General features: G+C 63.5%; 31 protein-coding genes. 16 read left to right on the forward strand and 15 right to left on the reverse strand.

Annotated elements, in window-relative coordinates:
- Positions 1 to 44: 44 nt before the first annotated feature.
- The 3 genes from ACPPVR_RS23730 to ACPPVR_RS23740 all read right to left on the reverse strand — a co-directional run bounded on the left by ACPPVR_RS23730 (position 45) and on the right by ACPPVR_RS23740 (position 2,664).
- The gene (locus ACPPVR_RS23730; RefSeq protein ID WP_426608994.1) at positions 45 to 221 is read right to left on the reverse strand and encodes a helix-turn-helix transcriptional regulator; all 177 of its coding nucleotides are present in this window, start codon (positions 219 to 221) and stop codon (positions 45 to 47) included.
- Positions 222 to 397: 176 nt separating this feature from the next.
- Positions 398 to 1,633: a tyrosine-type recombinase/integrase gene (locus tag ACPPVR_RS23735; RefSeq protein ID WP_426608995.1), complete on the reverse strand. Its 1,236-nt coding sequence runs from the start codon at positions 1,631 to 1,633 to the stop codon at positions 398 to 400.
- 197 nt (positions 1,634 to 1,830) lie between these two features.
- On the reverse strand, positions 1,831 to 2,664 hold the full coding sequence (locus ACPPVR_RS23740; protein ID WP_426608996.1) for an FkbM family methyltransferase: 834 nt from the start codon (positions 2,662 to 2,664) through the stop codon (positions 1,831 to 1,833).
- 383 nt (positions 2,665 to 3,047) lie between these two features.
- On the opposite strand from ACPPVR_RS23740, the gene ACPPVR_RS23745 reads away from it, so the two are divergent.
- From ACPPVR_RS23745 to ACPPVR_RS23780, 8 genes are all read left to right on the forward strand, one after another.
- The gene (locus tag ACPPVR_RS23745; protein ID WP_426608997.1) at positions 3,048 to 3,758 is read left to right on the forward strand and encodes a hypothetical protein; all 711 of its coding nucleotides are present in this window, start codon (positions 3,048 to 3,050) and stop codon (positions 3,756 to 3,758) included.
- Positions 3,759 to 3,903: 145 nt separating this feature from the next.
- Positions 3,904 to 4,110: a hypothetical protein gene (locus ACPPVR_RS23750; RefSeq protein ID WP_426608998.1), complete on the forward strand. Its 207-nt coding sequence runs from the start codon at positions 3,904 to 3,906 to the stop codon at positions 4,108 to 4,110.
- A 164-nt stretch (positions 4,111 to 4,274) separates the two neighbouring features.
- Positions 4,275 to 4,901 carry a PilZ domain-containing protein gene (locus ACPPVR_RS23755; RefSeq protein ID WP_426608999.1) on the forward strand — a complete coding sequence of 209 codons (627 nt, stop codon included), beginning with the start codon at positions 4,275 to 4,277 and terminating at the stop codon, positions 4,899 to 4,901.
- 106 nt (positions 4,902 to 5,007) lie between these two features.
- Positions 5,008 to 5,250, forward strand: a complete 243-nt coding sequence (locus tag ACPPVR_RS23760) for a hypothetical protein (protein ID WP_426609000.1) — start codon at positions 5,008 to 5,010, stop codon at positions 5,248 to 5,250.
- Between the two features lie 57 nt (positions 5,251 to 5,307).
- A complete protein-coding gene (locus ACPPVR_RS23765) occupies positions 5,308 to 5,463 on the forward strand; it encodes a hypothetical protein (RefSeq protein ID WP_426609001.1) in 156 nt (51 codons plus the stop codon).
- 521 nt (positions 5,464 to 5,984) lie between these two features.
- Positions 5,985 to 7,025, forward strand: a complete 1,041-nt coding sequence (locus ACPPVR_RS23770; protein WP_426609002.1) for a PrsW family glutamic-type intramembrane protease — start codon at positions 5,985 to 5,987, stop codon at positions 7,023 to 7,025.
- Positions 7,026 to 7,098: 73 nt separating this feature from the next.
- The gene (locus tag ACPPVR_RS23775; RefSeq protein ID WP_426609003.1) at positions 7,099 to 7,677 is read left to right on the forward strand and encodes an HdeD family acid-resistance protein; all 579 of its coding nucleotides are present in this window, start codon (positions 7,099 to 7,101) and stop codon (positions 7,675 to 7,677) included.
- A gap of 234 nt (positions 7,678 to 7,911) precedes the next feature.
- Positions 7,912 to 8,997: a 3-deoxy-7-phosphoheptulonate synthase gene (locus ACPPVR_RS23780; RefSeq protein WP_426609004.1), complete on the forward strand. Its 1,086-nt coding sequence runs from the start codon at positions 7,912 to 7,914 to the stop codon at positions 8,995 to 8,997.
- Positions 8,998 to 9,055: 58 nt separating this feature from the next.
- Here the strand turns inward: ACPPVR_RS23780 and ACPPVR_RS23785 are convergent, their stop codons facing one another.
- The 3 genes from ACPPVR_RS23785 to epmA are packed head-to-tail and all read right to left on the reverse strand — an operon-like array spanning position 9,056 to position 11,505.
- The gene (locus ACPPVR_RS23785; protein WP_426609005.1) at positions 9,056 to 9,307 is read right to left on the reverse strand and encodes a hypothetical protein; all 252 of its coding nucleotides are present in this window, start codon (positions 9,305 to 9,307) and stop codon (positions 9,056 to 9,058) included.
- 36 nt (positions 9,308 to 9,343) lie between these two features.
- On the reverse strand, positions 9,344 to 10,444 hold the full coding sequence (locus ACPPVR_RS23790) for a lysine-2,3-aminomutase-like protein (RefSeq protein WP_426609006.1): 1,101 nt from the start codon (positions 10,442 to 10,444) through the stop codon (positions 9,344 to 9,346).
- Positions 10,441 to 11,505, reverse strand: a complete 1,065-nt coding sequence (gene epmA, locus ACPPVR_RS23795; RefSeq protein WP_426609007.1) for an EF-P lysine aminoacylase EpmA — start codon at positions 11,503 to 11,505, stop codon at positions 10,441 to 10,443. The genes ACPPVR_RS23790 and epmA overlap by 4 nt, the downstream gene beginning before the upstream one ends.
- A gap of 162 nt (positions 11,506 to 11,667) precedes the next feature.
- On the opposite strand from epmA, the gene efp reads away from it, so the two are divergent.
- From efp to ACPPVR_RS23810, 3 genes are all read left to right on the forward strand, one after another.
- On the forward strand, positions 11,668 to 12,234 hold the full coding sequence (efp, locus tag ACPPVR_RS23800) for an elongation factor P (protein ID WP_426609008.1): 567 nt from the start codon (positions 11,668 to 11,670) through the stop codon (positions 12,232 to 12,234).
- 17 nt (positions 12,235 to 12,251) lie between these two features.
- A complete protein-coding gene (locus ACPPVR_RS23805) occupies positions 12,252 to 13,874 on the forward strand; it encodes a M23 family peptidase (RefSeq protein ID WP_426609009.1) in 1,623 nt (540 codons plus the stop codon).
- Between the two features lie 169 nt (positions 13,875 to 14,043).
- Entirely contained in the window at positions 14,044 to 14,952 is a 909-nt protein-coding gene (locus tag ACPPVR_RS23810) for an amino acid ABC transporter substrate-binding protein (protein WP_426609010.1), read from the forward strand.
- Positions 14,953 to 15,055: 103 nt separating this feature from the next.
- On the opposite strand, the gene ACPPVR_RS23815 is transcribed toward ACPPVR_RS23810, so the two are convergent.
- Positions 15,056 to 15,559, reverse strand: coding sequence for a cupin domain-containing protein (locus tag ACPPVR_RS23815; protein ID WP_426609011.1), 504 nt, complete (start codon positions 15,557 to 15,559; stop codon positions 15,056 to 15,058).
- Positions 15,560 to 15,580: 21 nt separating this feature from the next.
- Entirely contained in the window at positions 15,581 to 16,060 is a 480-nt protein-coding gene (locus tag ACPPVR_RS23820; RefSeq protein ID WP_426609012.1) for a carboxymuconolactone decarboxylase family protein, read from the reverse strand.
- A 54-nt stretch (positions 16,061 to 16,114) separates the two neighbouring features.
- On the opposite strand from ACPPVR_RS23820, the gene ACPPVR_RS23825 reads away from it, so the two are divergent.
- Positions 16,115 to 16,642, forward strand: coding sequence for a MarR family winged helix-turn-helix transcriptional regulator (locus ACPPVR_RS23825; protein WP_426609013.1), 528 nt, complete (start codon positions 16,115 to 16,117; stop codon positions 16,640 to 16,642).
- Here ACPPVR_RS23825 and ACPPVR_RS23830 read toward each other — a convergent pair.
- From ACPPVR_RS23830 to ACPPVR_RS23840, 3 genes are all read right to left on the reverse strand, one after another.
- Positions 16,639 to 16,800, reverse strand: a complete 162-nt coding sequence (locus ACPPVR_RS23830) for a hypothetical protein (protein ID WP_426609014.1) — start codon at positions 16,798 to 16,800, stop codon at positions 16,639 to 16,641. The genes ACPPVR_RS23825 and ACPPVR_RS23830 overlap by 4 nt on opposite strands.
- 85 nt (positions 16,801 to 16,885) lie before the next feature.
- Entirely contained in the window at positions 16,886 to 17,137 is a 252-nt protein-coding gene (locus ACPPVR_RS23835; protein ID WP_426609015.1) for a hypothetical protein, read from the reverse strand.
- Positions 17,138 to 17,197: 60 nt separating this feature from the next.
- The gene (locus ACPPVR_RS23840; RefSeq protein WP_426609016.1) at positions 17,198 to 17,458 is read right to left on the reverse strand and encodes a hypothetical protein; all 261 of its coding nucleotides are present in this window, start codon (positions 17,456 to 17,458) and stop codon (positions 17,198 to 17,200) included.
- 135 nt (positions 17,459 to 17,593) lie between these two features.
- Here ACPPVR_RS23840 and ACPPVR_RS23845 point away from each other — a divergent pair, with 135 nt between their 5' ends.
- Complete coding sequence (locus tag ACPPVR_RS23845) at positions 17,594 to 18,823, forward strand: lytic murein transglycosylase (protein WP_426609017.1); 1,230 nt, start codon at positions 17,594 to 17,596, stop codon at positions 18,821 to 18,823.
- 6 nt (positions 18,824 to 18,829) lie between these two features.
- Here the strand turns inward: ACPPVR_RS23845 and ACPPVR_RS23850 are convergent, their stop codons facing one another.
- The 3 genes from ACPPVR_RS23850 to recJ form a co-directional block, all read right to left on the reverse strand.
- Positions 18,830 to 19,621, reverse strand: a complete 792-nt coding sequence (locus tag ACPPVR_RS23850; RefSeq protein ID WP_426609018.1) for an aldolase — start codon at positions 19,619 to 19,621, stop codon at positions 18,830 to 18,832.
- A gap of 108 nt (positions 19,622 to 19,729) precedes the next feature.
- Positions 19,730 to 20,539, reverse strand: coding sequence for an SDR family NAD(P)-dependent oxidoreductase (locus ACPPVR_RS23855; protein WP_426609019.1), 810 nt, complete (start codon positions 20,537 to 20,539; stop codon positions 19,730 to 19,732).
- A gap of 30 nt (positions 20,540 to 20,569) precedes the next feature.
- Positions 20,570 to 22,411: a single-stranded-DNA-specific exonuclease RecJ gene (recJ, locus tag ACPPVR_RS23860; RefSeq protein WP_426609020.1), complete on the reverse strand. Its 1,842-nt coding sequence runs from the start codon at positions 22,409 to 22,411 to the stop codon at positions 20,570 to 20,572.
- A gap of 273 nt (positions 22,412 to 22,684) precedes the next feature.
- Between recJ and ACPPVR_RS23865 the strand changes: the two genes are divergently transcribed.
- Positions 22,685 to 23,761, forward strand: coding sequence for a methyl-accepting chemotaxis protein (locus ACPPVR_RS23865; protein ID WP_426609021.1), 1,077 nt, complete (start codon positions 22,685 to 22,687; stop codon positions 23,759 to 23,761).
- Between the two features lie 196 nt (positions 23,762 to 23,957).
- On the opposite strand, the gene ACPPVR_RS23870 is transcribed toward ACPPVR_RS23865, so the two are convergent.
- The gene (locus tag ACPPVR_RS23870) at positions 23,958 to 24,716 is read right to left on the reverse strand and encodes a sulfite exporter TauE/SafE family protein (protein ID WP_426609022.1); all 759 of its coding nucleotides are present in this window, start codon (positions 24,714 to 24,716) and stop codon (positions 23,958 to 23,960) included.
- A gap of 244 nt (positions 24,717 to 24,960) precedes the next feature.
- Between ACPPVR_RS23870 and ACPPVR_RS23875 the strand changes: the two genes are divergently transcribed.
- Together ACPPVR_RS23875 and ACPPVR_RS23880 are read left to right on the forward strand one after the other, a co-directional pair.
- Complete coding sequence (locus ACPPVR_RS23875; RefSeq protein ID WP_426609023.1) at positions 24,961 to 25,422, forward strand: type II 3-dehydroquinate dehydratase; 462 nt, start codon at positions 24,961 to 24,963, stop codon at positions 25,420 to 25,422.
- Positions 25,423 to 25,462: 40 nt separating this feature from the next.
- A complete protein-coding gene (locus tag ACPPVR_RS23880) occupies positions 25,463 to 26,473 on the forward strand; it encodes a TRAP transporter substrate-binding protein (protein ID WP_426609024.1) in 1,011 nt (336 codons plus the stop codon).

Raw genomic sequence — 26,473 nt, forward strand, 5'->3', positions numbered from 1 at the left:
CGAATATCCCCGCCTCGGTCTCATCGACCGGGGCGTTTTTCGTTTCAGGCTGCAATCGCTTCGCGCGCGGTCACCCAAGCCGCATTCGCTTCCTCACTGATCCGTACGCACCGGCCCACCGGGAACGTCTTGGGCGCCTCACCCTGCTTCTGAAGCTTGTAGAAGAACGGTCGCGAAAGACCGTGCAGTTCACACCATTGATCAATGGAATAGGAGCGCATGTTGGTCTCCGTATGCAAGCGACGGCCCAGCAAAGGGCGCGCTCGCGAATTGGTTCGATATGTGGGATTGTGCTGGTCTGAGCAGCTGTAAACGTCGGCGCGGCGGTCTGAGCGTCGCGAGGGGGTTTGAGCCCGCTATCGTCTATAAAGGCTCACTGATATTCATGTACAATTCGTTACCCGCCGAAGCGCGGCGCGCCTGACCGGATTGCGTCGGCGATGTAGGACGGTGCCAAGTACCCATAGTGTTTTTCCACCATGCGCGTGTCCTTATGGCCGAGATTCCTCGCGACAAGCATCAGGGGCACGCCGTTCATGACGGCGTGGCTCGCCCAAGTGTGTCGCAATACATGGAAATTCGCCGGCTTGATCTTCGCCGCCTTACAGGCTTCGGCGATCGGATCCTTTTGGTGATCGCGGAGCCAGGGCTGGCTATCGTCTTTGAGAAAAAGCACCTCGTCACCGGGTCGTCCCTTGGAAATCGAAGCAAAGAACGTCGTGCCCTCAATGGTCAGCACGACATGCCGCGGCTTGTTTGATTTCGACTCTCTGATGCCAACCGTGCCGCTGTCCGGATTAAAATCCGATATCGTAAGCGCGCAAAGCTCTCCGTACCGCGCGCCAGTCTCGAGAGCGCCGCGGACCAAGCGCCGGAAAGCAGGCGAACACGCATCCAACAGCTGCTTAACCTCATCCATATCCAGATAGCGAATGCGCGCTGAGTCCACCCCCTCGAACGGCTCGACCCGGCGCCATGCTATATCCGAGGCAACCTTTCCGCCGCGCCAGGCACGGTTCAGTGCTGCCTTCAAGACCGTGAGGATCCGGTTTGCGGTCGACTTCCGGCGCCGGCTACTCTCGGGATGCGTCTGCGTTTTGAACCTTTGCTCTTGCCCCTGCTTCGTCCGAATACGAGCGGGCGCCTTGGCCAGTTTCGTTAACCATTCCTGAATTTGATCCGTGCTTAGCGCCGCAACCTCAGTCTTTCCGAGTGCTGGCAGTATGAAAGCGTCGGCGGCGTAGCGCCCTTCCCGGCCAGACTTTCGGTTCGTTTCCAGAAATTCGACATAGGATTTGATGGCATCAGCCACAGTAAGCGGCTTGGTCTTGCCAACGGCTGCGTGTGCGCGATCTACCATCCGAGACCGCGCCAGTGTCTGCGCCTGCGGGAAACTGAGGATGGCCACGCCGTCTGGATCGCTGAAATCGTCAGCAACTCCGATCGTCTCGACCTCATACTTCGCATTGCCGACGTAGTGACGGGCGAGCCACTTTCCGGCCCCGCTCAGCGGCTTCCGATATCCGAGATGCAGTCCCGGCTCCAAAGTGCGGAAGTAGGGCTTACCGCGCGCCTTGAGCCGGCTGCGGGCCGTTCGGCTCTCGAGGTTGGCATCTCGGACGGTGCGGGCCATGGATATCCTTGGAACGGCAAGCGAGGCCGTGTCCAATAAATGTCCAATATATGTGCGTTTAAGTCAATAGACGCCGGTGGTTCTAAGTAGTCAATTTCGTTGGTATTATTGGGCTATTTGCAACATCCGTATATACCTGTAGACGTTGTTCCAACCCTTTCACGGTGGAGAGAGCTCCGCTAGGGAGCGCCATCCTGTCAGTAGCTGCCGCAGCAATGCTTGAATTTCTGCCCTGAGCCGCAGGGACAGGGATCGTTACGGCTGACGTCGCTTGATCCGTAGCGCAGCCGGTTGAGGATCTTCCTGTTCTGCTCGAGGATCATCTTGCGGCGGGTCTCCTGCACGCCGATCACCGCTGCGTTGTCGCCGGGCTCCCAGAATGCCTGCGGCTTGAGATGCGCAAGCTTGCCGCTGACGTAGACCGGGTAAAACCAGCCGAGCGTTCCGTCACGCAGGCGCTGCAGCGTCGTCAGGTCGTAGAGAAAGAACCCCGCCTCGACCAGCATCGCGTTGATGTCCTGGAAGTCGTCGATGTCGGTCTCGCACACGACCGCACTGCAATTCTCCAGCACATCACGCGCGCCCGTCAGTGCGGCCTTTTCCGCGCCCTGCACGTCGAGCTTGAGCAGGAACGGCGGCTTGAGCGACAGCTCCCTGACCAGCGCATCGAGCGTGGTCGCCGGCACCTTGACCTTGCCCTTCGTGAGGTCGTTGACGCGCGACCAGTAGACGTCGCCTGCCGGGCGCACCGATGACCAGTACGGGTGCACCGACTCGGTGATCTCGATCTCGCCTTCATGGTCGGTGATGGCGCAGATGCGATAGTGCCCGCCAAGCGCATCCTTGATCGCCTTGAGGGAGTCTTCATAGATCCGGTTGGCGTCGACGTTCAGTGGCACCGCACCGCTGAGGCACGAAAGATGGTTGAGCACGAAGTGCCCATCGGCGCAGCCGAGGTCAATGACGGACCCGTAGCGTACGCCCTTCTCGAACAAATTCTGCAGCGTTGCGCTGAAATCGGCCGCCTGCATGAAATCAATCCAAACGATATAGAATTGATCACTAACACGCGATCCGCGACGCGATCAACTCGGCGTCGTGACGCCGGCCTGTCGGCAGCCATCATTGGCCGAGGAAGCTGCTCCGCACCTTCGCGCAGGCAATCCCGACTGAACTAGACGTAGCGGACGATGATGCAAGGATAGTCCGCCGCGAGCTTCGCATAGCTGTAAGGGCGAAAGTCGTTCTTCGGGACGTGCGTGCAGGACGCAGGCCGCAAAAAGTCTGCCGGCCGGGCATGAACCTTCCCGCCCCTCACCTTCGACAAATGTCCGAAGAGAGCCGCGACGCGCGGGACGCAAGGCCGTGGCAGTCGCTACGGCGTTATGGATGTTGAAAGACCTGGTTACGGCTCATGGAGCAGCGCAAATCGACCTCGGACGAACCGGCCGGCGTCCCCTCGGCCGCGCCAGCGGCGCCGCCCTGGATGCACCGCACGGCACAGCACGCGCCGGACCGGCGCGCCAGGATGCTGGAGCACATGGCGCGCGCCAGATCCGGGCCGCAGCCCCAGGCCGCGACACCGGAGCCATCGCGCAAAGGCGCCAAGGAAAACGGCACCATGGACTATGTGGCCGACTTCGTCGCCCGCATGATCCTGTTCGGCCTCATCGGGATCGCATTCCAATCGCGCTTCCCGCTGTGTCTCGGTGCCTTTCTCTTTTTCACGGACGGCGAATTCATCGAATGGGTGCTGCGGAAGAGCGGCATCCGGTTCGAGCCCGACGCGATCGGGCCCGACATCGTCAGATGTTTTGTGGCCTGGTTCGGATGGGGAACGCTGCTCACATCCTGGCAAGCCTCCGCGCCGGTCTGGCTGATGCCATGGATGCCTCCGAGCGGGTCATGGTCCTTCATTGGCGCCACCGCCCTCATGCTCGCCATCGTCGAAGCCATCGCGGGCGTGATCATGCGACGGGCTTTGCCGTGGTTCGGACTCAGGATCGGGCCGGACAGCCTGGCGTGGACGCCGATCCAGCTCGTTGTCGGCCTTGGCCTCCTCGCTCCCCTAATCCTCTTCGACTATTCGACGTCCGCGATCACGCGATGGCTCGCGGGCCTCTGAGCACTCGTATTCAGGTCAATGCCTTCATTACGTGACCAAGGCGCTGTCAGGTCTCCGTAAGCCGCTCCAGCTAGCCTCAAGCGACCCGATTCCCGAAGGACCGACCTCGCCGAAGAACGCGGGCTGCCGGCATGTGCGGTGACAGATGAGCCGTTTGGAGCCGCAGCAGTTGCGACAGATCGCGATCGTGTCGCGCGCGCTGGCGCGGCAGGATGGCGTCGACTACCGGCAGAGCTCCAGGCGCGAGCGCCATCAGTACCGCCGCGAAGCGGTCATCACGCTGCTCGGCAACTGGACGCTGGACGACATCCGCCGCGCCGACGACGTCATCGACAATTGCAGGGACAGCTGACGCAACGAAAGAGCCCGCATCTTTCGAAGGCACCCGCCCGGTTTACTACCGACGTCATGATTAACCGGAAATTTACCCCTGCTCCTGAATTCGGGTATCATTCGCTTAGAATTTGATCGCTACCGTGGAATTTACGGAAATAATCCGAAACACGATTGGCGCTCATGTCCGTCTCAGAGTTCCTCAGGCAGCGCGCAGTGGACGTCACGGTGAGCGGCAGTTACTCGCTGCATCGCTGGTACGATTGCGAAGGCAAGCTCCGCTCCTTCGCCTGCCGGACCAAGCGCGTCTCGCCGTTCCGCATGATCGTGGACGTGCCGGTCGTCGGCAAGGTCGGCGAGCGCGTGACCTCCTACTTCCAGGACTTTGGCGAGTTTGAGTGCACGATCAGCGCGACGCTGAAATCCGGCTTCCTGATGGAGCTCGACATGACCCGGGCGCGGCGCGCCTGGATGTCGGAAAAGCTGACCTGGCTCGAGAAAAAGCAGAAGGACGCCAGCATCGAGGACCTGCGGCGCGACGCGCGGTTCGTGCCTCAGGCCTCGCATACGTTCCTGACGCTCGCCAATGGCGGCACCCATCCCTGCTTCATCGTCGACGTCTCCACGGCAGGCGTCGCGGTTTCCTGCGAATACGACCCTCCGATCGGAACGGCGCTCGCGGTTGGCGCCTGCGTCGGGCGCGTCATCCGCAAATTTGCCAGCGGCTTTGCGGTGAAATTCGCCGAGAAGCAGCAGCGCGACGACCTTTCACGTCTGATCGTGCGCTCGGTCGTGCCTCAGCCAGCCTGAATTGCCGCCGCATCGCTGCCCTACCGCGGCCCCATTGCGGGATCAGCTTCTGAAGGTCTGTGCCTCATGCCAGACTTCATTTGCAGACTCGCGATCGGGGGACCGAATGGCAGTCGACAAGATTACCTGGGACAGGGTCGGCCGGGTCACCGAACCCGGACGCTACATGTACACGTTCGGCTGGCTCACCATCACCGCCGGCGACCTCGCGATCTGGCAGCAATATCCGCAGGCGGCATTCACGGTGCTCGGACAGAATGCCATGCCGAATGAGGCCGCGGGCGGGGAATTCCATCTCGGCGCCTTTGACGTCGCACCCGATGCCCCACCGCCCTTCACCAGGCACTGATCGCCAGGCGCAGAACAGCCCAGGAAGGCATGGCATGCCGGTTGCTTGATCAGCGGCATGACCCATCTTGCCGCCGCCGACCAAACCTTCCTGCTGCTGGTGATCGCCTTCTGCCTGGGCTCGTGCCTGATCCGCGCGTTCTGGGAATTGGAACAGGCCCGCGCCCGCCGCCGCGCCCCGTCACCTCGCCGACGCACAACGAAGCGTGACTAGGCGGGTCTCGTACCCCGGGTGTTGTCGGCGTACCGTCAATGCGGCCACTGGACTTGCGGTCAGGACACGTGCATCGTGAATCGAAGAAACCTTCATATTCCTTTGATCTAGCTCATCAATCGCGACCTGATATGGGGCGCGCGGTTGCTGCCGTTCATTTCGAACAGGTCCCGTCATGCGATTGTTTGCGTTGATACTTCTGGCCTTTACGACGAGCGGAAGCGCATTGGCCCAGACACTGGAATGCCGGACTATTGCCGAGCCTGCGGCGCGGCTCGCCTGCTATGACAAGACCACCCCGCCCCTTGCCGCCGTAACGGCACCAAACCGGACGCCCACCTCGAAGTCGCAGGCCAACTCCGAGACGAACATGGACTCGCGGAGTGCCGAGGATGCCATGGTGACGGCGCGGATGAACGGAATCTGTCGCGGTTGTTAGGCGACGCGACAGCAAGCGCATGACACATGGTCGCATCGGTTGAAGTGGATAAGCCAGCCAAGGGAACCTATTTTCGACGCCGATGTACCTGATTGAAGCGTTACCCACCGTCATCGGAACGGCCGCCATCGCCCCGGCGCTGCTGATGCTGTGGCTCGTTATTGCCGCAGAGGAACGCCCGGGGCCGCCGGCCCAGGTCTGGACCGCCTTCCTGCTCGGCGCAGCCAGCATTTCCCTTCTCGGTCTCGCCCGCGCCCCCTTCGCCAAAATGGTTGCTGCGCCCGACAATCCCTGGGCCGCGCTCGCCATGCATTCGATCTTCGGCGTCGCGCTGCCCGAGGAAGCCGTCAAGGTGATCGCCATCGTGCTGGTCTCCTCGACCAAACGGCGGACCTTCGCCAATCCGATGGACACCGTGGTCTATGGCGCCGCCGTCGGCCTCGGCTTTGCGGCCTACGAGAACCTCGCCTATCTCGTGCAGCACGCCGAGATGTGGCGGTCGCTTGCGGCCCTGCGCAGCGTGCTCACCGTGCCGTTCCACGGTGCGCTCGGCATCATCGCCGGCGCGTATCTCACGATCGCGCGCGCTGGCACGGCACTGGGCGCGAACCGCCATCATCGCGACTGGGCGCGTCTTTCCAGCCGGCTGCTGATGCTGGCGGGTCCGCTGGCCCTGCATTCAGCCTTCGACTTCCCGCTTCTCACCCTGCAACGAATGCCGGATCTCGACCCGACGCTGCGGATGTGGCTCGGCGCGGCGAGCCTTTTGATCGGCTTCAGCTCGATTGCCTTCGCCATGCGCCTGGTGCGGCGCGTCGCCCGCCACCACGCGCCGCGAACCGATGTCGCGCGAGAGCGGCTTAGCCAGCTGCGCCGGATGTGGGCGCTGCTGCTCGCCGGTGGCGGCGTCGGCTTCCTCGGCCTCGCCTTCGTGCTCACCTCGATCCATCACTGGCTGATCAATCCCGAGCGCAATCTGACGCTGGCTTTGATCCCGATTGGCCTCACCTCGATCCTGCTCGGCCTTGCGCTGCTGATCGTCACAACCGCGATCTACATTCTCGGCCGCAACCGTATCCGCACCAGCGGCGGAGGTTTTTCGTCTGCGCACGGCGGCGGGTGAGTCACGGGATGGCCAGCGCACTGCGCACATACTAGATTGAGCCGCATCCGCTTCCCACGACGCAGAGGCCACCATGACATCGCCAGAGGATTTTTCACGGCTGCAATCCGCCATGAGCCAGGCGGTGAAGGCGCATTGGAAGGCCTTTTTGTTCGAAGGCATCCTGCTCGCCGTTCTCGGCATTGCCGCACTGATCCTTCCGCCGCTCGCGAGCCTTGCGATCGCGATCATCCTCGGCTGGATGTTTTTGATCAGCGGCATCGGCGGGCTGATCGTGACCTACTGGGCGCGCAGCACACCGGGCTTCTGGTGGTCGCTGATTTCGGCTGCGCTGGCCGTGTTTGCCGGCATGCTCCTGCTGGCGCGGCCGATGCAGGCCGTGCTGACGCTGACCATCGTGCTCGGCGCCTATTTCCTCGCCGAGGGCGTTGCCACCATCATGTACGCGCTGGAGCATCGCCGCGAGATGAGCGGTCGCTGGTCGTGGCTGCTGATCTCGGGCCTCGTCGACATCGCAATCGCATTCATGGTGATCACGGGATTGCCGAGCTCGGCGGAATGGGCCATCGGCGTCCTCGTCGGGATCAACCTCCTGTTCGGCGGCGCCACCCTGATCGGCATGGCGCTGGCGGCACGCAACAGCAACAGTTAAGGCGCCTTGTCGCCTGCCAGGCCGATTGGGGGGTGACAACCCGCCAATCGGACGCTATATGACGCTCCATGATCACCGTCGCCACCAGCTATTTTTGGTATTTTACCTACGACAGCTCGCTGGCGGCGGGAGGATCGCGCTCAATCTGACACATTGCAGCAAACGTCCGAACAGCCGCCAGACCTGGCGGCTTTTTTATTGGCCGGCAGGTTCTCAAAATGACAGGAGCCCGCCGTGCTGAGCACGACCGACGATCTTCGTATCCGCGAACTGAAAGAGCTGAGCACGCCGGAAGAGGTGATGCGGGAAGTCCCGCGCACGCTCACCGCGACGCGCGTGGTGATGGCGTCGCGCAACGCGATCCATTCCATCCTCAATGGCCAGGACGACCGCCTTCTGGTCGTGGTCGGCCCCTGCTCGGTGCATGATCCCAAGGCAGCGCTCGAATATGCGGAGCGTCTCGCGAGCTTGCGCGAAGACCTCGCCGACCAGCTCGAGATCGTGATGCGGGTCTATTTCGAGAAGCCGCGCACCACGGTCGGCTGGAAGGGCCTGATCAACGATCCCGGCCTCGACGGCAGTTTCGACATCAACAAGGGCCTGCGCCTGGCGCGCAACGTGCTGTCGGCCATCAACAATCTCGGCCTGCCCGCCGGCGCCGAATTCCTCGACATGACGACGCCGCAATACATCGCCGACCTCGTGTCCTGGGCCGCGATCGGCGCGCGCACGACCGAGAGCCAGATCCATCGCGAGCTGGCCTCTGGACTGTCCTGCCCGGTCGGCTTCAAGAACGGGACCGACGGTAATGTGCGCATCGCGGCCGACGCGGTGAAATCGGCCTCGCATCCGCATCATTTCATGGCGGTGACCAAGCGCGGCCGCTCGGCGATCGCCTCGACCGCCGGCAATGAGGACTGCCACATCATCCTGCGCGGCGGCAGCAAGCCGAACTACGATGCGGCAAGCGTCGCGGAGGCCTGCAACGAGCTGGCGAAATCCGGCGTCGCGCCGCTGGTGATGGTGGATGCGAGCCACGCCAATTCGAGCAAGAAGCCGGAGAACCAGCCGCTGGTCACGGCCGACATCGCCGGCCAGATTTCCGGCGGCGAGGACCGCATCATGGGCGTGATGATTGAGAGCAATCTCGTCGCCGGCCGTCAGGACGTGGTGCCGGGCAAGCCGCTCACCTACGGCCAGAGCATCACTGACGGCTGCATCGACTGGGCGACCACGGCAACGGTGCTCGAGCAGCTCGCCGACGCCGTCGAGATCCGGCGCAACGCGAAGCGCGCCGGGCTGCACGAGCGTTCCGCGTAAGCTGAGGCAAAAGCGGGCGGGGCGATGCTGTTCGCGCCCTGCCCGCCGCTGCCACGGCCTAGCAGCCGCGGCAGATGCTCTTGATCTTCTTGTCGAGCGCCGCGTCTTCCTTGTTCACGGGATTATTCGGGTCGTTCAAATTTTTCTCGTTCGGCACATCACCGGCCCGCGGCTGACGATGACCGACCGGTGCCTCCGGCAACGACCCGGACGTGGCGCCGCCGGATGTCGACCCCTTGGTGCCGGTCTGCGCGACCGCTGCGCTGCCGAGCAAGGCCACGAGCGACGCGGCCACAATGATCCTCTTCATTTCGTACCTCCAGTCCTCAAACCTTCGTCTCCTCCGTCACCGCTCAGTCTCGGGCGGATAGAGGTGAACGTCGCCGCAATAATCCACGATACGATAGCGCGTTTCCATCACCGTATCACCCGCCTCGGCTGCGGTATTTTGCACCGCCAATACATAATTCGGCCCCACCGGCGACTTGCCGGCGCCGCCGGGAATATCGATGACGTAGTCAGGCTGACACAGTCCCGACACCCGCCCGCGCAACTGCCGCATCAAGTCCTGCCCCTGCGCTAGCGTGGTGCGCAAATGCGCGGTGCCCGGCGCGAGATCGCCGTGATGCAAATAATAGGGCTTGATCCGGCATTCGACGAAAGCACGCATCAAATCCGACAGAGCGGTGACGTTGTCATTGACGCCGCGCAAAAGCACGGATTGGCTCACCAGGGGAATTCCGGCATCGACGAGCCGTGCGCAGGCGGCGCGCGCCGCCTCCGTCAACTCGCGCGCATGGTTGGCATGCAGCGCAACCCAAACGGTCGCGCCCGTAACCTTCAGCGCGGCGACCATCTCGTCGCTGATGCGCGCAGGGTCCGCCACGGGCACGCGGGTGTGAAGGCGGATGATCTTGACGTGATCGATCGCGGCGAGATCGGCCATGATCTCGCTCATGCGCCGCGGCGACAGCATCAGGGGATCGCCGCCGGTCAGGATCACCTCCCAGATTTCGCTATGCGAACGGATGTAGTCGATCGCCGCGCGATAGGCGTTGTCCGAGAGCGCGTTCTCCTTGCCGGGGCCAACCATCTCGCGGCGGAAGCAGAAGCGGCAATAGACCGCGCAGACGTGAACGAGCTTGAACAGCACGCGATCTGGATAGCGATGCACGATGCCCGGCACTGGCGAATGCGGATGATCGCCGATCGGATCGGCGTTCTCGCCCGGCTGCACCTCGAGCTCGGCTGCGGTCGGAACGAACTGGCGCGCGATGGGATCAGCGGGATCGGACGTATCGATCAGCTCGACCAGCGCCGGCGTGATCGCGACTGCATAGCGCGCGGCGACGCGTTCGAGCGCCGGCAGCGCCGAGGCGGGCGCAAGGTGCTCGGCGACGAGCTCGGCCGGCTCGCGGAGTGTGCGTGCAAGGTTGGTCTTCGTCATGTGTCACTTAACGTTTCATTTGCAGGCGGCGTCCACACTACTTGATCAATTCGCGATGCGCCGCTTGCCAGCATCACCAGCCGGTCGAAGCCGAGCGCGACGCCGCTCGCCTCGGGCATCTCAGCTACCGCAGCGAGAAAGTCCTCGTCCAGCGGATAGGCTTCGCCGTAGCGAAGCTGCTTCTCCGCCATCGACTCCGTGAAGCGGCGGCGCTGCTCCTCGGCGTCGGTCAACTCGCCAAAGCCGTTAGCAAGCTCGACGCCGCAGGCATAGACCTCGAACCGTTCGGCCACCCGCGGATCATCCGCCTTGACGCGCGCCAGCGCCGCCTCTGGAGATGGGTATTCGAACAGAATGGTCAAACGCCCCTGCCCCAGATGCGGCTCGACATGCTCGACCAAAACCTTGCTGAAGATGTCCGACCAGGTGTCGTCCCCGGCGACACGGACCTTGGCAGCGGCCGCGGTGGCAAGGGCGGCACGGTCGCCCTCGTCGCCCGAAATGGTCGCAAGCAGGTCGATCCCGGCGAATCGCTCGAAGGCGTTGGCGACCGTGAGCAGCTCCGGTTCGGCGAAAGGGTCGGCGGTCCGGCCGCGGAAGGAGAAGGTTCCGATTCCGGCGGCCTGCGCCGCCCGGGCGATGACGACAACGGTGTCGGCCATGATCGCGTCATAGGGCGCATCGGCCCGGTACCATTCCAGCATGGTAAACTCCGGCAAATGCAGGTCGCCTCGCTCGCGATCGCGGAACACCCGGGCGAATTCGAAAATCCGGGGCTCGCCGGCCGCCAGCAGCTTCTTGCAGGCGAATTCCGGGGAGGTCCGCAGGTAACGCCTGGCACGGTTGCCGTCGGGACGCATGATCTCCGTCCGCGGAGCATGCAGATGGGTCTCATTGCCCGGGGAGACCTGGAGAACGGAGGTTTCGACCTCGACAAAGCCCTGTTCGGCGAAAAAGGCCCGCAAGGCCCCGGTGATGGCCCCCCGCGCCTGGAGGAACGGCCGCCGATCGAGGTGCCGCGAGGGGGACCAGAATGGCGAAATCGGCTTGTCCCCAACCATTAGGCGACCGCTCCGCAGGCCAGCAAAATGCTGGCATTCAACGACAAAATGCGTATGTTGCGGCCCGAAACGGGCGCCGAGGTCTGATTTGAGGCCCCAGGTCCCCCATCAATTCGACCACGTCCTGGCCGGTGCCGGACCAAGCAAGCAGGAAATATCGCTTTGAAAGTCATCGCCAGTTCTATTCGCAAGGGCAACGTGATCGAGCAAGACGGCAAGCTATATGTCGTCGTGACCGCCGAGAACATCCACCCCGGCAAGGGCACCCCGGTCAGCCAGATCGAAATGCGCCGAATCTCGGACGGGGTAAAGATCTCCGAGCGTTACAAGACCACCGACCAGGTCGAGAAGGCCACGATCGAAGATCGCAACTTCACCTTCCTGTATGAAGATGGTGACGGCTACCACTTCATGAACCCGGAAACCTATGATCAAGTCCAGGTGTCCAAGGACGTCATCGGCGACTCGGCCGCCTATCTCCAGGAGAGCATGACGGTCAAGCTGTCGACGCACGACGTCAACGTGGTGTCGATCGCGTTGCCTCAGCGCGTGACGCTGGAAGTGGTCGAGACCGAGCCCGTGACCAAGGGCCAGACCGCGTCCTCCTCCTACAAGCCCGCGATTCTCTCCAACGGCGTGCGCACCACCGTGCCGCCGCACATCGCGGTCGGCACCCGCATCGTGGTGATGACCGAAGACGGCTCCTACTCCGAGCGCGCCAAGGACTAAGCGAGGGATCAGGACAGGTGGCCGCCGGGGGCGAGACAGTGGGTAGGACAAGTTTCCGCTTCGTCTCGCTTCTTCTGGCGTCGCTTTCGCTCCTCGCCGCCACTCCGCTCTCTGCGGACGAAATCCGCAGCCCCTCGCTCACGGCCCTGCGCGTCGATTGGCGCGCAGCGCTCGACCAGCTCCGCACCGAGATCAACAGCCGCCCCCAGATCGCGGGCGATTTCATCTTCGTGCCGCGCCGTTCGGTGCCGCGCTACGATCCTCGAGCGATGCCGGCGCTGGTGCAGCTCAACGCGGTCTCCTCGCAATTCTTCACCGGCATCGCGCGCAGCGCCGTTCCGGTCCTCCTGCCGTTCGATGCCGGCGCCTATCTGGAAGCCCAGCGCAACGGCGCACCATCGAGCCTGTCGCTGTCGCGCTACCAGGCCGATTTCAACCCCGTCGATATGTTCGACGCCGGCGCTGCCGGTTACAGCGCGAGCTTCTCATTCGAGCCCGGTGCCGGCGACGGCATGCCATCGCGCACCTTCGCAAAACCGGTCGAGGTGCAAATCACGGGATCGGCGCTCGTCTACGACATCGCCGACCCCACCGGCGGCAAGGGCGAGCCGGTCAAGCCGCTCGCGGCAATCTATCCGGACCTGCGCAAGTTCATCCGCGAAGGTTATGTCCGCTACGCCTTCTCCCGTTTCGGCGTCGCCTATGTCGTGTCCATCCAGTGCCTGGACAGCGTCGCAAAACCGCGGCGGCTCGCCTGCAAGGAAGCCTACCCCGTTGCCGAGCGCTTCCTGAAGGCGCTGCACGTTGCCGGTGGCCAGCGCCTGCGGCCGCTGATGGATGTTGCCTCCGACATCATCGATCGTCCCGCGGAACGTTCGGCGGACTTCAGCTACCGGCCGAGCGGGGACATCATCCCGAACACCGGCTATCGCAAGCAGGGCGGCCATCCCGACGTGATGGCCTATGCGCAGATCCGCTTTCCGCTGGAAAAGACGCCTGCCTTCGTGCATTCGCAATCCTACGCCAAACGCGACAAGAATGACGGCCCGACCGCCTATCCCTGGCGCGACAATTTCTGCGAGTCCCGCAGCTTTGAAGTCTGGCAATGCGGCGGCGGCTACGGCCATCAGGGCGAGGACATCCGCGCCGCCGACTGCCCGTCACCCGGTGACGGCCGCGAACCCTGCGATCCCAAGCAGCGCGGCGTCGTTGCGGTGCGCGATGCCATTGTGATTAGGACCTCCAAGGACCAGGCCGCAACGCTCGAGGTCAACAGCCGCACCGAGCACATTCGCTTTCGCTACATGCACATGAACCCGCAGGCGATGAACGCGGATGGCCTGCTCAACGGCCGTATCGTCGCCGAGGGCGAGAGGATCGGCGTGGTCTCGAACTATCTCGACCATCCCGCCGGCACCTCCATGCACCTGCATTTTGACGTCCAGGTGTTCACCCGCGACGGCTGGATCTGGGTCAGCCCCTACGCCACCCTGGTCTCCGCCTACGAGCGCCTGATCCGCGCCCGCGGCCGCGAGATCGGCCCGGAAATCGCCGGCGCCACGCAGCCGGTCGCACACGCGCTGCCCGAGGACGTGGTCAAGCCCGACCAGCGCGAGGGATCGAGCAGCGACGAGAATTGACGCTCTGCCTGCGCCCCAGCGCGCAGTACCGTCGATGACGGTTCGGTGACGGTCCCCTCTCCCCGTGAGGCCTGACAAGGCTTGCTTCCAGACCATCCGCGCGACCAGGACCTTCTCTGGCCCCAGAATTGCTTGGCTCCCGGCAGGGAAACAGGATGAAGGGAAGCACATGCGTTGTCTCACTACGGTGGCCGTGCTGGCCGCAGCGTTCGCCGTGCCGGTCCATGCGCAGGAGTTGAGCGGCACGCTGAAGAAGATCAAGGACACCGGCGCGATCACACTCGGGATACGCGACAGTGCCGTTCCCTTCAGTTACATCGACGACAAGCAGAAGATCGTCGGCTACGCCGTCGACATCTGCATGAAGATCGTCGACGAGATCAAGACCGAGCTCAAGCTCGACAAGCTCGAGGTGAGCGAAAACATTGTCACGTCGTCCACCCGTATTCCGCTGATGGCGAACGGGACCATCGACCTCGAATGCGGCTCGACGACCAACAACGCCGACCGCCAGAAGCAGGTGTGGTTCACCAACACGCATTTCCTCACGGCGAGCCGCTTCGTATCCAAGAAGGCGCTGAAGCTCGACCAGGTCGATGACCTCAAGGGCAAGGCCGTCGTCTCGGTCTCGGGCACGACCAACATCACCCAGCTCAACAAGGCCAATGCGGCCCGCTCGCTCGGGATCACCGTGATGAATGCGAAGGACGTCCCGGAAGCATTCCTGATGGTCGAGACCGACCGCGCTGAGGCATTTGTCATGGACGATATCCAGCTTGCGGCTATGATCGCCGGCTCGAAAGATCCGTCGCTCTACGCCATCAGCACCGGCGCATTTTCGGATCCGGAGCCCTATGGCATCATGCTGCGCAAGGACGACGCGCCGTTCAAGGTGGTGGTCGATCGCGCGACCGCAAAGCTCTACAAGAGCCCCGAGATCGAGAAGATTTACAACAAATGGTTCATGGAGCCGGTGCCGCCGCGCGGCCTGAACTTCCATGTGCCGCTGCCGACCTCGCTGAAGAAGTCGTTCGAGAACCCGTCAGACAATCCCGATCCAGCGTCTTACGGAGGCTGATGCAGGGCACGGCGCGTAGCCCGGATGAGCGAAGCGACCTCCGGGATTCTGGCGGCGACTGTTCCGGGGTGTCGCTTCGCTCATCCGGGCTACAGGCTACTGATCACTCCAACAACGTCGTGAGCTCCGCGCCCTCGTCGGCCACGAACACCGCGATCAATTCCGCAGGTTCCGTGGTGCTGGCATTGGCCGAGACCAGATGCGTCGCGCCCGGCGGCTCGAAGAAGGACTGGCCGACGCCAAACGTCTCGACCGGGCCGCCGCCGAGCTGGGAGCGGATCTCGCCCTTGGTGATGTAGGCGGTCACCGAGCCCGCGTGGCGATGCGGCCTTGAAAACCCGCCGGGACCGTAGAACACACGTACGATGGTGACACGTTTGCCCGGCACGTTGGGCAGCGCGTAGGAGCCGATCGGCTCGACCTTGTCGAGCGGCGAGCTCTCGGCGGCGGTCGCGCAGAGCGGCGCAAGCGCACCGGAGACCGTATCCATCGTCATCGGGAGCACCTTGCCGATCGCCAGCGCGCAAGCGAGCCCGCCGACGACGGCGAGCGCCATCGAGCGCGATGGCAATTGCCCCCGTGTAGCGTCCAAACTTAATGCAGTCATGTTGATCTCCCCTCGTTGCAATCAGGATGCCGCGGCATTTGCCGCAACCGGCCGCTGCGCCGGCGTCCAGCGATAGGCCGCGCCAAAACGGTTCCAGACGTTGATCGAAGCAATCGCCGAAGTCAGGTACATCAGCTCCGTCTCGGAGAATTCGCGGTTCACTTCAGCGTAGACCTCGTCGCTGACGCCGTCGGGCAAGACAGTCAGCGCCTCGGCCCACGCCAGCGCTGCACGCTCGCGCGCCGAGAAGATCGGCGCCTCGCGCCAGACCGCGACCAGATTGAGCTTGTCCACGGGCACATGAATGCGTTCCGAGAATAGGATGTGGTGCTGCACGCAGAAGGCGCAGCCGTTGATCTGCGAGGCGCGCAGCTTGACCAGCTCGAGGAGCTGCTTGTCGAGGCCGGCCTTGGCCGCAACCTGGCCCAGCGCGAGCACCAGATCATATGCATCGGGCGCAATCTTCTTGAAATCCTCGTACTCGCTGCGGGCGTGTGACATTGCCGTTCACCTCGTGTTATTATAAGAGCACTTATATCTTATAAGAGGCCTTATATGACACGCAAGCCGGCTGGCATCACGAAATCGCAAATGGGGCAGAAGGCGCCCAGGGCGGACGCTGCGGTGCGGGTGCCTGCCGCAGGCGAAGGCAAGCGCGGCGAGCAAGGCTATCTCGGCTACCTCTTGCGCCAGGCCCATGCCGCGGTGCGGCTGAAGATGGAACGCACGCTCGCCGATCTCGGCGTGACCTCACCGCAATTCGCCGTGCTGACCATGCTTAATGCCTATCCGGGCCTATCCGGTGCCGACGTCGCCCGCCTCACCTTCCTGACACCGCAGACCGTCGGAGTGATCATTCGTAACCTCGAACGCGACGGCGCGATTGAGATGACGCCTCATCCCGTCCACGGTCGCATCCAGCAATGGACGCTGACGCTGCGCGGCGCAACGCTGCTGAAGGCGTGCCGGGAACGTGTTATCGCGCTGGAGAAACGTCTCGTGACGGGGCTCGACGGCAAGGCCGAGGTCGCCATCCGCCGCTGGCTCGCCGGCATCGCGGCCGATTTGCAGGACGAGGACTAGTCGCCGCCATCGCCCCCATCGGCATCCGAGAAGTCGAAGTCGCCACCGCCCTGAATGCCGCGGCCGGAAGTTTCTGCAATGATCATCATGATCACGACCAAAAGCCCTGCACCGAAGGGCCAGGGATTGGCGCGAATGATATCGAACAGCTCCCGCATGCGTGCATTCTGCGCCGACAGGAACAAACCGAACGTAAAGTCGCACGCCTGAAATTGGGGATTTGTCGTTCCGCGGAAGGGCGCCCTATCCGCCCTTCAATATTTCCTTAACCTTATCGTCGGACCACGTCTCACTCGCGGCGATCACCCGAACACGGCTGTTGTCTGCGGCGTTCACCAGCAGATGCGAACTCACCCGGTCGCCGCTCGGCTCCAGGTGCAGATCCGTTTCAGGCTTCCAGCTCAGCGTCGTTGCAAGATCGCCGGCGAAAATGTGCCAGCGTGATCCGTCGTCGAGTTCGACGACATGGCTTTCCGCATGCGCGCGTATCTTCATTCCACCCCGAAATCTCGTTGAAGAGTGCGAGCCCCGGCGATCGGCCGGGGCCCTGCGCCGTCAATCGTTGTCGTGATGAATCACGGTCTTGCTGCGATTGCCGTCTGAATCTTCCCTCTTGATCACCGTGGTGCGATCCTCAGGAGCACGCTCCTTGATGACCGTGGTGCGGTCACGATCGCGATCGCGGTCGCGATACTCCGGGGACTGACCGACCGTCACGCCGGCGCCGACCGGACCGACGTGAACGCCGACTTCATCTGCGAACGCGGGGGCCGCGATGGCCGTGACCATGGCCGCGGTCAAAAGATACTTCCTCATCTTATCCTCCTCCAATGTGGTGCGGAGGGAATGCGGGAGTGCGACACTTTGTTCCGGGGAACGTGACGTCTAACACCAGTTCCTCATGTTCCAGGAACCACTCACAGCCGCCATGTTTCCCGCTACAATGCGCCCATGAAGCAAGCTGATTCCTCGGCCAATCACACCCGCCGCGCCCTCCTCAAATCCACGCTCGGCGCAGCCGCCCTGCTGACGCTTCCGACACGTGTTCTGGCTTCACCGCCCGGCTTCGATGAATGGCGCGAGGGTTTTCGCGTGCGTGCGATGGCCAAGGGCATTTCGCCTGCGACCTGGCAACGCGCGATGGCACGGGTCGAGCCGGACATGAGCGTATTCAAGCAAATGCGTAACCAGCCTGAATTCCACGAGCAGGTCTGGCAATACATCAACCGCCGGGTCTCCGACTGGCGCATCATCAACGGCAAGATCGCACTGAAGAACAACGAGACGCTACTCGCGCGCATCGAACGCGACTTTGGCGTCGAACGCGGCACGCTGCTGGCGCTGTGGGGCGTGGAATCGGCTTACGGCGATCCGCTGGTGCAGCAGAACCACATGACGCCGGTGTTTCCTTCGCTTGCGGCACTCGCCTGGAACGAACCGCGGCGCAAAGCCTATTGGGAGACCGAGCTGATCAACGCGCTACGCATCGTCGACAAGGGCTGGAGCACGCCGGACGAGATGCAGGGCTCCTGGGCCGGCGCGATGGGCCATTCGCAGTGGATGCCGGAAGTCTGGCTCAATGTCGGCATCGACTATGACGGCGACGGCAAGGTGTCGCCGTTCGGCAAGCCCGACGACGCGCTGGGATCGACGGCAAAATATCTCGTCAATCGCGGCAAGTGGCGTCGCGGCGAGCACTGGGGCTACGAGGTCCGCGCGTCCGGCGACATGAGTGGCAGCCGTACCTATGCGGCGTGGCAAGCCGCCGGCGTCACCCGCGCCGATGGCCAGCCGTTTCCGCTGCCGAATGCGTCCGCGCAGATGTGGACACCGGTTGCGGGCGGGCCGACCTTCCTGCTGGGACCGAATTTCAACGCGGTGAAGAGCTACAATCCCTCGATGAACTATGCGCTGGCGATCTGCCATCTCGGCGACCGCTGCCTTGGCGCGCCGCCCTTCATCCAGCCCTTCCCCGGCTCCGAGCGCGTGCTCACGCTCGCGGAGGTGCAGGAGATGCAGACGCGGCTGACCAAAGCCGGTTTTGACACCGGCGGCACCGACGGCCGCGTCGGCAACGACACCATGAAGGCGATCAAGGATTTTCAGCAGCGCGCCGGGATCATGCCCGCCGATGGGTATGGCGGGCTGAAGGTGCTGGCCAAGCTGCGGCAGGGGTCGTAGGCCGCCTCAATGCCGGTACTGCGGCTCCTCGGCGTCGAGCTGACGCCGGATCGCCGCAAGATGCAGACGCGCGGATTCGGAATCGCCCTCCCGCATCTGCTTGTAGGTCTCGGCCGCAATGGCGGGATCGACCGGCAGCACTTTTCGTCCCGTGGACATCGCCAGCACCTGCACTTCTGCGGCGCGTTCAAGGTAATAGAGATCGTCCCACGCCTCCGCGATGGTCGGGGCCAGCACCATCACCCCGTGATGCTTCATGAAGACGATGTCTGCATCGCCGACAGCGGATGCAATGCGCGCGCCTTCGCGGTTGTCGAGCGCAAGGCCGTTATAATCGCGGTCGACCGCCGTGCGGCCATAAAACTTCAATGCAGTCTGCCCGGCCCAGATCAGGGGATCGCCCTCGGTCATCGACAGCGCCGTGGCATAGGGCATGTGGGTGTGGAATGCGACTTTCGCGCGCGGCAAGCGCTTGTGCATCTCGGCGTGGATGTAGAACGCCGTCGCCTCGGGCTCGCCCTCGCCGTCGAGCACGTTGCCGTGGAAGTCGCAGATTAGAAGCTTTGACGCGGTCAGCTCGCGAAAGGCGTAGCCATAGGGGTTGACGAGGAAGAGGTCGTCATGGCCCGGCACGACAGCCGAGAAGTGGTTGCAGATGCCCTCCTCGAAACCGTTGCGCGCCGCCATGCGGAAACAGGCGGCAAGATCCTCGCGCACGGTACGGATCGCATCGGTCGCGAGATCTGGACGGTTCGAGCGAACGGGTGTCGGTGAGGTGGCGTGAAGGCCGTGCGCCATGGCGAAGGAAACCTCTATCGGTCGGGATTTGCCCGCCTTGTACAGGGCCGACGCCTGCGCGTCAGCCCCTCCGGCCGCCACCCTGCCCTTCGCGCAATGCGCGGCGGTCTATTGCCGCCGCGGAACGCCACCGGCATTCATGCCGCCGTCGATCACGAGTTCGGTGCCGGTGACGTAGCGCGAGGCATCGGACGCCAGATACAGCACGCCAGAGGCAATCTCGGCTGCCTGGCCGGCGCGGCCGAGCGGCGTTGCCACCTTGGCACGCTCCTCCGGATCGATCGGCGCGTTGCCCTGATTGCCGGCCGCGCTCGTCGGTATCTTGCCCCATATCGGCGTGTCGATGATGCCGGGATGCACGGAATTCACGCGGATGCCGTCGCCGGCCGCCGCGCACTCCATCGCGATCGATTTGGCGAACAGCCGTACACCGCCTTTCGTCGCCGAATAGGCCGACAGCCCCGGCGCGCCGCGCAGGCCCGCGAGCGAAGACATCATGACGATCGAGCCCCCGCCAGTTTTGCGCATCAAAGGCAGGCAATGCTTCACCGAGAGAAACACCCCGTCGAGATTGATCGCGTTCTGCTTGCGCCAATCACCAAGCGTCATGTCGACGATCGAGGGCACGGCGATGCCGATACCGGCGTTGGAGACCATGATATCGAGCCGGCCGTAGCGCTTGCCGACATCGGCGACGATCTCGATCCAGCGCTCCTCGCTGGTGACGTCCTGTTCCAGGAAGATCGCCTTGCCGCCAGCCTTGGTGATGCGCCCGGCGAGCTCCGGGCCTTTCAGTTCGTCGATGTCGGTGGCGACGACGGTCGCGCCCTCGCGCGCAAACAGCTCGACGATGGCTTCGCCAATGCCGGATGCGCCGCCCGTCACCAGTGCGACCTTGCCTTCAACCTGCCCTGCCATGTTCACTCCCTTTTTTTGTTGTTTAGGCCGTCATCTAATCACGGATGGCCCCTGATCCGGTAGCGCGACGTCGATGACGCGAAACTGCACGCGTTCGGCGCCCTGGTAGCGGTCGACCGACAATGAGCCTGCGACATGCAATTGCTGCCCGCGGTTAGCGACCAGCGCATTGCCGAGTTTTTGCCCGACCGAGCGAAATGCGATGCCGTTGACGATGGCGCCGTCGCCCGACTTGAAGCGCAGCCGCAGATGCGCCTGACCGACCTCGTCGGCATAGACCAGTTGGTGCGCAGGTAGCGCCAGCACGACCTCCGGATTGCCGCTGCCGAAGGGGCCTGCGCGATTGAGCGTGGCCGCAAGCTCCGTCGTTACCGCGCGCGCGGACACCGCGCCGTCGATATAGAGCTCGTTGACGTGGCGCGCCTCGGCGACGTCGCGCGCGAGCGCATTCTCCAGATAGGCGCGGAACTCGGCGAGCTTTTCTTTCCGCAGCGTGACGCCCGCGGCCATCGCGTGGCCGCCGCCCTTGAGCAGAATGCCGTTGGTAACCGCTTGTCGCACCGCCTTGCCGATGTCGACGCCGGCAATGGAGCGGCCCGAACCGGTGCCGATGCCGCCGGGCTCGAGTGCAATGGCAAAGGCGGGCCGCGAAAACTTCTCCTTGAGCCGGGAGGCAACGAGGCCGACCACGCCGGGATGCCAGCCTTCGGAGGCCGTCACGATGACGCTGATCTTGTCCTCGAGCCCGATCGAGGCGAGCGCCTCGGCTTCGGCCTGTGCTTCGGCGGCCTGCTCGATGACGCGGCGTTCGGCGTTGAGGCGGTCGAGCTCGGCCGCGATCCGCGCCGCTTCGACGTTGTCGCCTTCGAGCAGAAGCCGCACGCCGAGATCGGCGCGGCCAATGCGGCCGCCGGCATTGATGCGGGGCCCCAGCATGAAGCCGAGATGCCAGGCCTCCGGCGGGCCGTTGAGCCGCGCGACATCCATCAGCGCGGTATGGCCGACATGGTCGCGCCGCCGCATCGCGATCAGGCCTTTGGCGACGAAGGCGCGGTTCAGCCCGATCAGCGGCGCCACATCCGCGACGGTGCCGAGCGCGACGTGATGGAGCATGCCGAGCAGATCAGGCTCAGGCATCTCCGCATTCCAGAAGCCGCGCTGGCGCAGCTCGCGGTTGACGGCGACGAGCGTCACCAGCACCAGCCCAACGGCGGCGAGATGGCCGAGGCCGGAGAGATCGTCGAGCCGGTTCGGATTGACCAGCGCATCGACCTCCGGAAGATCCGTGCCGGCCTGGTGGTGGTCGATCACGACGACGGACAGGCCCAGGCGTTTTGCCTCAGCCAGAGGCTCTATGCTCGTGGTGCCGCAATCGACGGTGACGAGCAGCGTGGCGCCTTTGCCTGCCAGCCCCCGAACGGCTTCGACGTTGGGGCCGTAGCCCTCAAAGATCCGGTCGGGGATGTGGATCAGCGGATCGAGCCCGCAATGGCGCAGATGCCAGGCGAGCAGCGCTGCGGAGGTCGCGCCGTCGACGTCGTAGTCGCCAAAGATCGCGACCTTCTCGCCCTTCTCCGCGGCGTCTGCAATCCGCTTGGCGGCCGCCTCCATCTCCGTCACCGTGTACGGATCCGGCATGAGCTTGCGGATGGTCGGATCGAGGAAGTCGGCGACAGCATCGATATCGACGCCGCGGCCAGCCAGCACGCGCGCCAGCATTTCCGGCAATTGATGACGCTGCACGATGGCGAGCGCCTTGGCCGCGCCGCGCGCGTTCAGCCGGTCGCGCCAGAGCTTGTCGGTGAGCGAACGCGCCACGCCCAGGAAGGCCTGGGGCGCTTCGACGGGCAAGGCGGTGGCGGGCGGCGTCATGATTCGAGAGGGTCTCGGGACTCTGGCCGGACGCGATTGTGCGGCTTCCAGCTGGCTTAAGGGATTGGCCGGCAATCCCCCGGGAATTGCAACGGCAGCAGCGCACAAAGCGGTGGATGGCCTGTCCAGAGTGACTACCATTTAGGCACTCCGCGGAACAGCAAATTAAGCAGGCGTTAGGCGGAATCCTCGAAAAAGACTCGTATTCGATCTGTGAAGTTTTGTTCCGGGTTCTTTGCAGATCAGGCCTCATTGCCAAGGGAAAGCTACCCGATGTCTGCTGCGCTGGGTTTCAAAGCCAAGCCGATCGCCACCGAACCCGCCGATGATGATTCCGACATCTCCGCGCTGATCAACCGCCTCACCGCGGAGGTCAACCAGATCGCCGTCGACAAGACCAAGTCGATCCAGCAGATCACCAACCAGATGAAGATGCTGGCGCTGAATGCGCTGATCGAAAGCTCGCGCGCTGGCGCGCAAGGTGCGGGCTTCGCCGTGGTGGCGCAGGAGGTGCGCGGCGTCGGCCAGCAGGTCGAGACCATCGCACGCGAGCTCGAGACCCAGCTCACCAAACGCACCGGCGACCTCGTCTCGTCGATCGAGCGGATGAGCCAGCGCTCGCGCGGCGAGCGCATGATGGACCTGTCGCTCAACGCGATCGAATTGATCGACCGCAACCTCTATGAGCGGACCTGCGACGTGCGCTGGTGGGCGACCGATTCCGCCGTGGTCGACTGCGCGGCCTCCCCGGGCGCCGCAACCGTCTCCCATGCATCGCAGCGCCTCGGCGTCATCCTTGGCGCCTACACCGTCTATCTCGACCTCTGGCTCTGCGACCTCGACGGCAACGTCATCGCCAACGGGCGCGCCGACCGTTTTCGCGCCGTCGGCCAGAACGTCGCCCACACCAAATGGTTTCGCGAAGCCAAAGGCCTGCGTTCCGGGGACGACTATGTCGCCGGCGATGTCGAGAACCAGCCGCTGCTCGGCAATGCCCAGGTTGCGACCTATTGCGCCAGCGTGCGCGCCGGCGGCCAGGCCAATGGTGCGCCGATCGGCGTGCTCGCGATCCATTTCGACTGGGAGGCGCAGGCCCGTGCAATCGTCCAGGGTGTGCGCGTCGGCGACAACGACAAGGCCCGCGTGCTGCTGGTCGATTCCAATTTCCGCGTCATCGCCGCCTCAGATGGCCACGGCATTCTCAGTGAGCGCGTCTCGTTGTCTCATAACGGCCAGCGCTCCGGCTTCTATCAGGACCGCACAGGCACGTTGGTCGCCTTCCATGCGACGCCCGGCTACGAGACCTATCGCGGCCTCGGCTGGTACGGCGTGATCGTCTGCGCGGCGTGAGGCTCGATGCCGCCGGGCGGCCTCACAAACAAAACCGCGAAAACAACCCCATGCACAGTAGCCGGAGCGCTGTTTTCATGATGGTTTTCGCGCGCGCCGGTTGAGCCGTTTGACTCGTCGGGCAAAACACCGGCATTCTGCGATCATCCGCAATGCGTGCATGCGTCGTCCGTGACGGCCACAGACTTGATCTGCCTCACGCGAGATAGCCGGATACGCCGTCCCACAAGAGCTTCAGCGCCGTCACGACCAGCAACCCGTAGCAGGCGCGATAGATCTGCTGCTGGTCCAGCCTTCCGTGCAACCGCCAGCCTAACCAGACGCCGCTGGGAATGGCGAGCAGGCACACTGCCATCACGATCCAGACGTTCCCGGCCGGCCGCACCAGCAGCAACCACGGCACCGCCTTGGTCGCGTTGCCGACGGTGAAGAACAGGCTCGTCGTCCCGGCATAGACTTCCTTGCTGAGACCGAGCGGCAGCAGATACATCGCCAGCGGTGGTCCGCCGGAGTGCGCAACCATGGTGGTCAGGCCCGAGGCGAGACCGGACGCGACCGCCTTCGGCGTCGAACGCGGGCGAATTGCGACCTTGGGATCGCTGACAAACCACAGGCCGACGAAGATCAAGGTGACGACCGCCATCACGATCGCGACGGCGCGATGGTCGAGCACGCGGAACAAGAGATAGCCGAGACCGATACCGATCACGAGCCCGGGCAACAGCAGCACGAGGTCCGGCTTCGACCAGGTCGAGGGTTTCCAATAGCGCAGCGCGAACAGGTCCATCGCGATGAACAATGGCGCGAGCAGCCCACCGGCCGTCGCCGGGTCCATCACGAACGACAGCAGCGGAATGCCGACGATGGAAAACCCGCCGCCGAATGCGCCCTTCATGAAGCAGATCAGAAACACGCCGGCAAAGGCGATGAGGACAGTGGTGACGGTCAGTTCCATGGACGTCCTCCACAATAGCCGGGCCCGCGAGGAGCCCGATCGCAGCCGAACAATCGAGGCGCACCTAGATTGATCCGACATACGTATCGGTTCAATCGAAACATTGAACTCGGTACAATCGCGACTCCCGATCTCGCCGGCACCCGAACTTACAATTACTCAGTTGATTTCCATTTCATCTGATGATTATAGATTTATCAGACAATACTGGAAGCTGCGTCATCAAGCGCGGCAGGAGAGCTGGATGGCGGAAACAATTCTGGTCCTCAACGGACCCAACCTGAACCTGCTCGGCGTGCGCGAGCCTGAAATCTACGGGCGCGACACACTCGACGACATCAAGACGCGCTGCATTGGCCAGGGCGCTAAGCACGGCTTCGAGGTCGACTTCCGACAATCCAATGCCGAGGGCACACTGATCGACTGGCTGCATGAAGCACGCGGCACAAAGGTCGGGGTTGTCATCAATCCCGCCGGCTATTCGTTCCACTCGATCGCGCTGCTGGACGCCCTGAAGATGTTCGATGGCCCGAAAATCGAAGTCCACATCACCAACATCCACAAGCGCGAGCCGATGTATCAGAAGTCGCTGATGTCGCATGGCGTCACCGGCGTGATCGCGGGCCTGGGTACCGCCGGTTATCTGCTCGCCATCGACGGAATAGCGGCGCTCGCCAAGATCGAGACCAAGGCCGGCAAGACCTGACGGCGCACATCAAAAACATAAACCGACATTGGAGGAGACTATGGCTGTGAATAGGCGGCAATTCAGCGCGACGGCGATCGGATCAATGGCGGCTCTTTGGGCTGCACCCTCGATCGCGCAAACCAAGAAGATCAGTCTCAAGGTCGGCGGGCAGTTCGCGGACAGCCATCCGTCGTCGAAGGCGATGGACGGCGCCTGTGCCGATATCCGCAAGCAATCGGACGGCCGCATCGACATCCAGTTCTTCCCCAGCGCCCAGCTTGGTTCGGATGCGGCGATGCTCACCCAGGTGCGCTCCGGCGCGCTCGACATGATGACGGCCTCCGGCATCTCGATGCAGGTCGTCTCGCCGGTCGCCGGCATCAGCGGCATGGCCTTCGCGTTCAGTGACTATGCTCATGTCTGGCAAGCCATGGACGGCGAACTCGGCGCCAGCATCCGTGATGGCCTCGACAAGGTCGGCCTCTACGCTTTCCCAAAGATCCTCGACAGCGGCTATCGCAACATCACGACCAGCAACCACCCGATCAATACGGTCGAGGACCTCAAGGGCATGAAGATGCGCGTGCCGCCGAGCCCGGTGTGGGTGTCGCTGTTCACGGCGCTCGGTTCGTCCCCGACTTCGATCACGATCAACGAACTGTATTCGGCGCTTCAGACCAAGATCGTGGACGGGCAGGAAAATCCGCTCACCATCATCGAGTCCGGCAAATATTACGAAGTGCAGAAGTTCTGCTCCATCACCGAGCACATGTGGGACGGGCTCTGGATCATCGCCAACGGCAAGCGGATCAAATCGCTTCCCGCGGAGGATCTGGCTCTCATTACCGGAACGTTCGAGGCGGCAACACTCAAGCAGCGCACCGAGACAGAGCGGCTCAACACCGAGCTCGAAGGCAGCCTCAAAGGCAAAGGTCTCGTCTTCAACCGTCCGGACAAGGCGCAATTTCGCGACGCCCTGACCAAGGCCGGCTTCTACGCGGAGTGGAAGCAGAAATACGGCAACGAGGCCTGGGCAGTCCTGGAAAAATACACTGGCAAGCTTGCCTGA

The organism is Bradyrhizobium sp. McL0616 (genome assembly GCF_049993385.1).
In the GTDB taxonomy this organism is placed as follows: domain Bacteria; phylum Pseudomonadota; class Alphaproteobacteria; order Rhizobiales; family Xanthobacteraceae; genus Bradyrhizobium.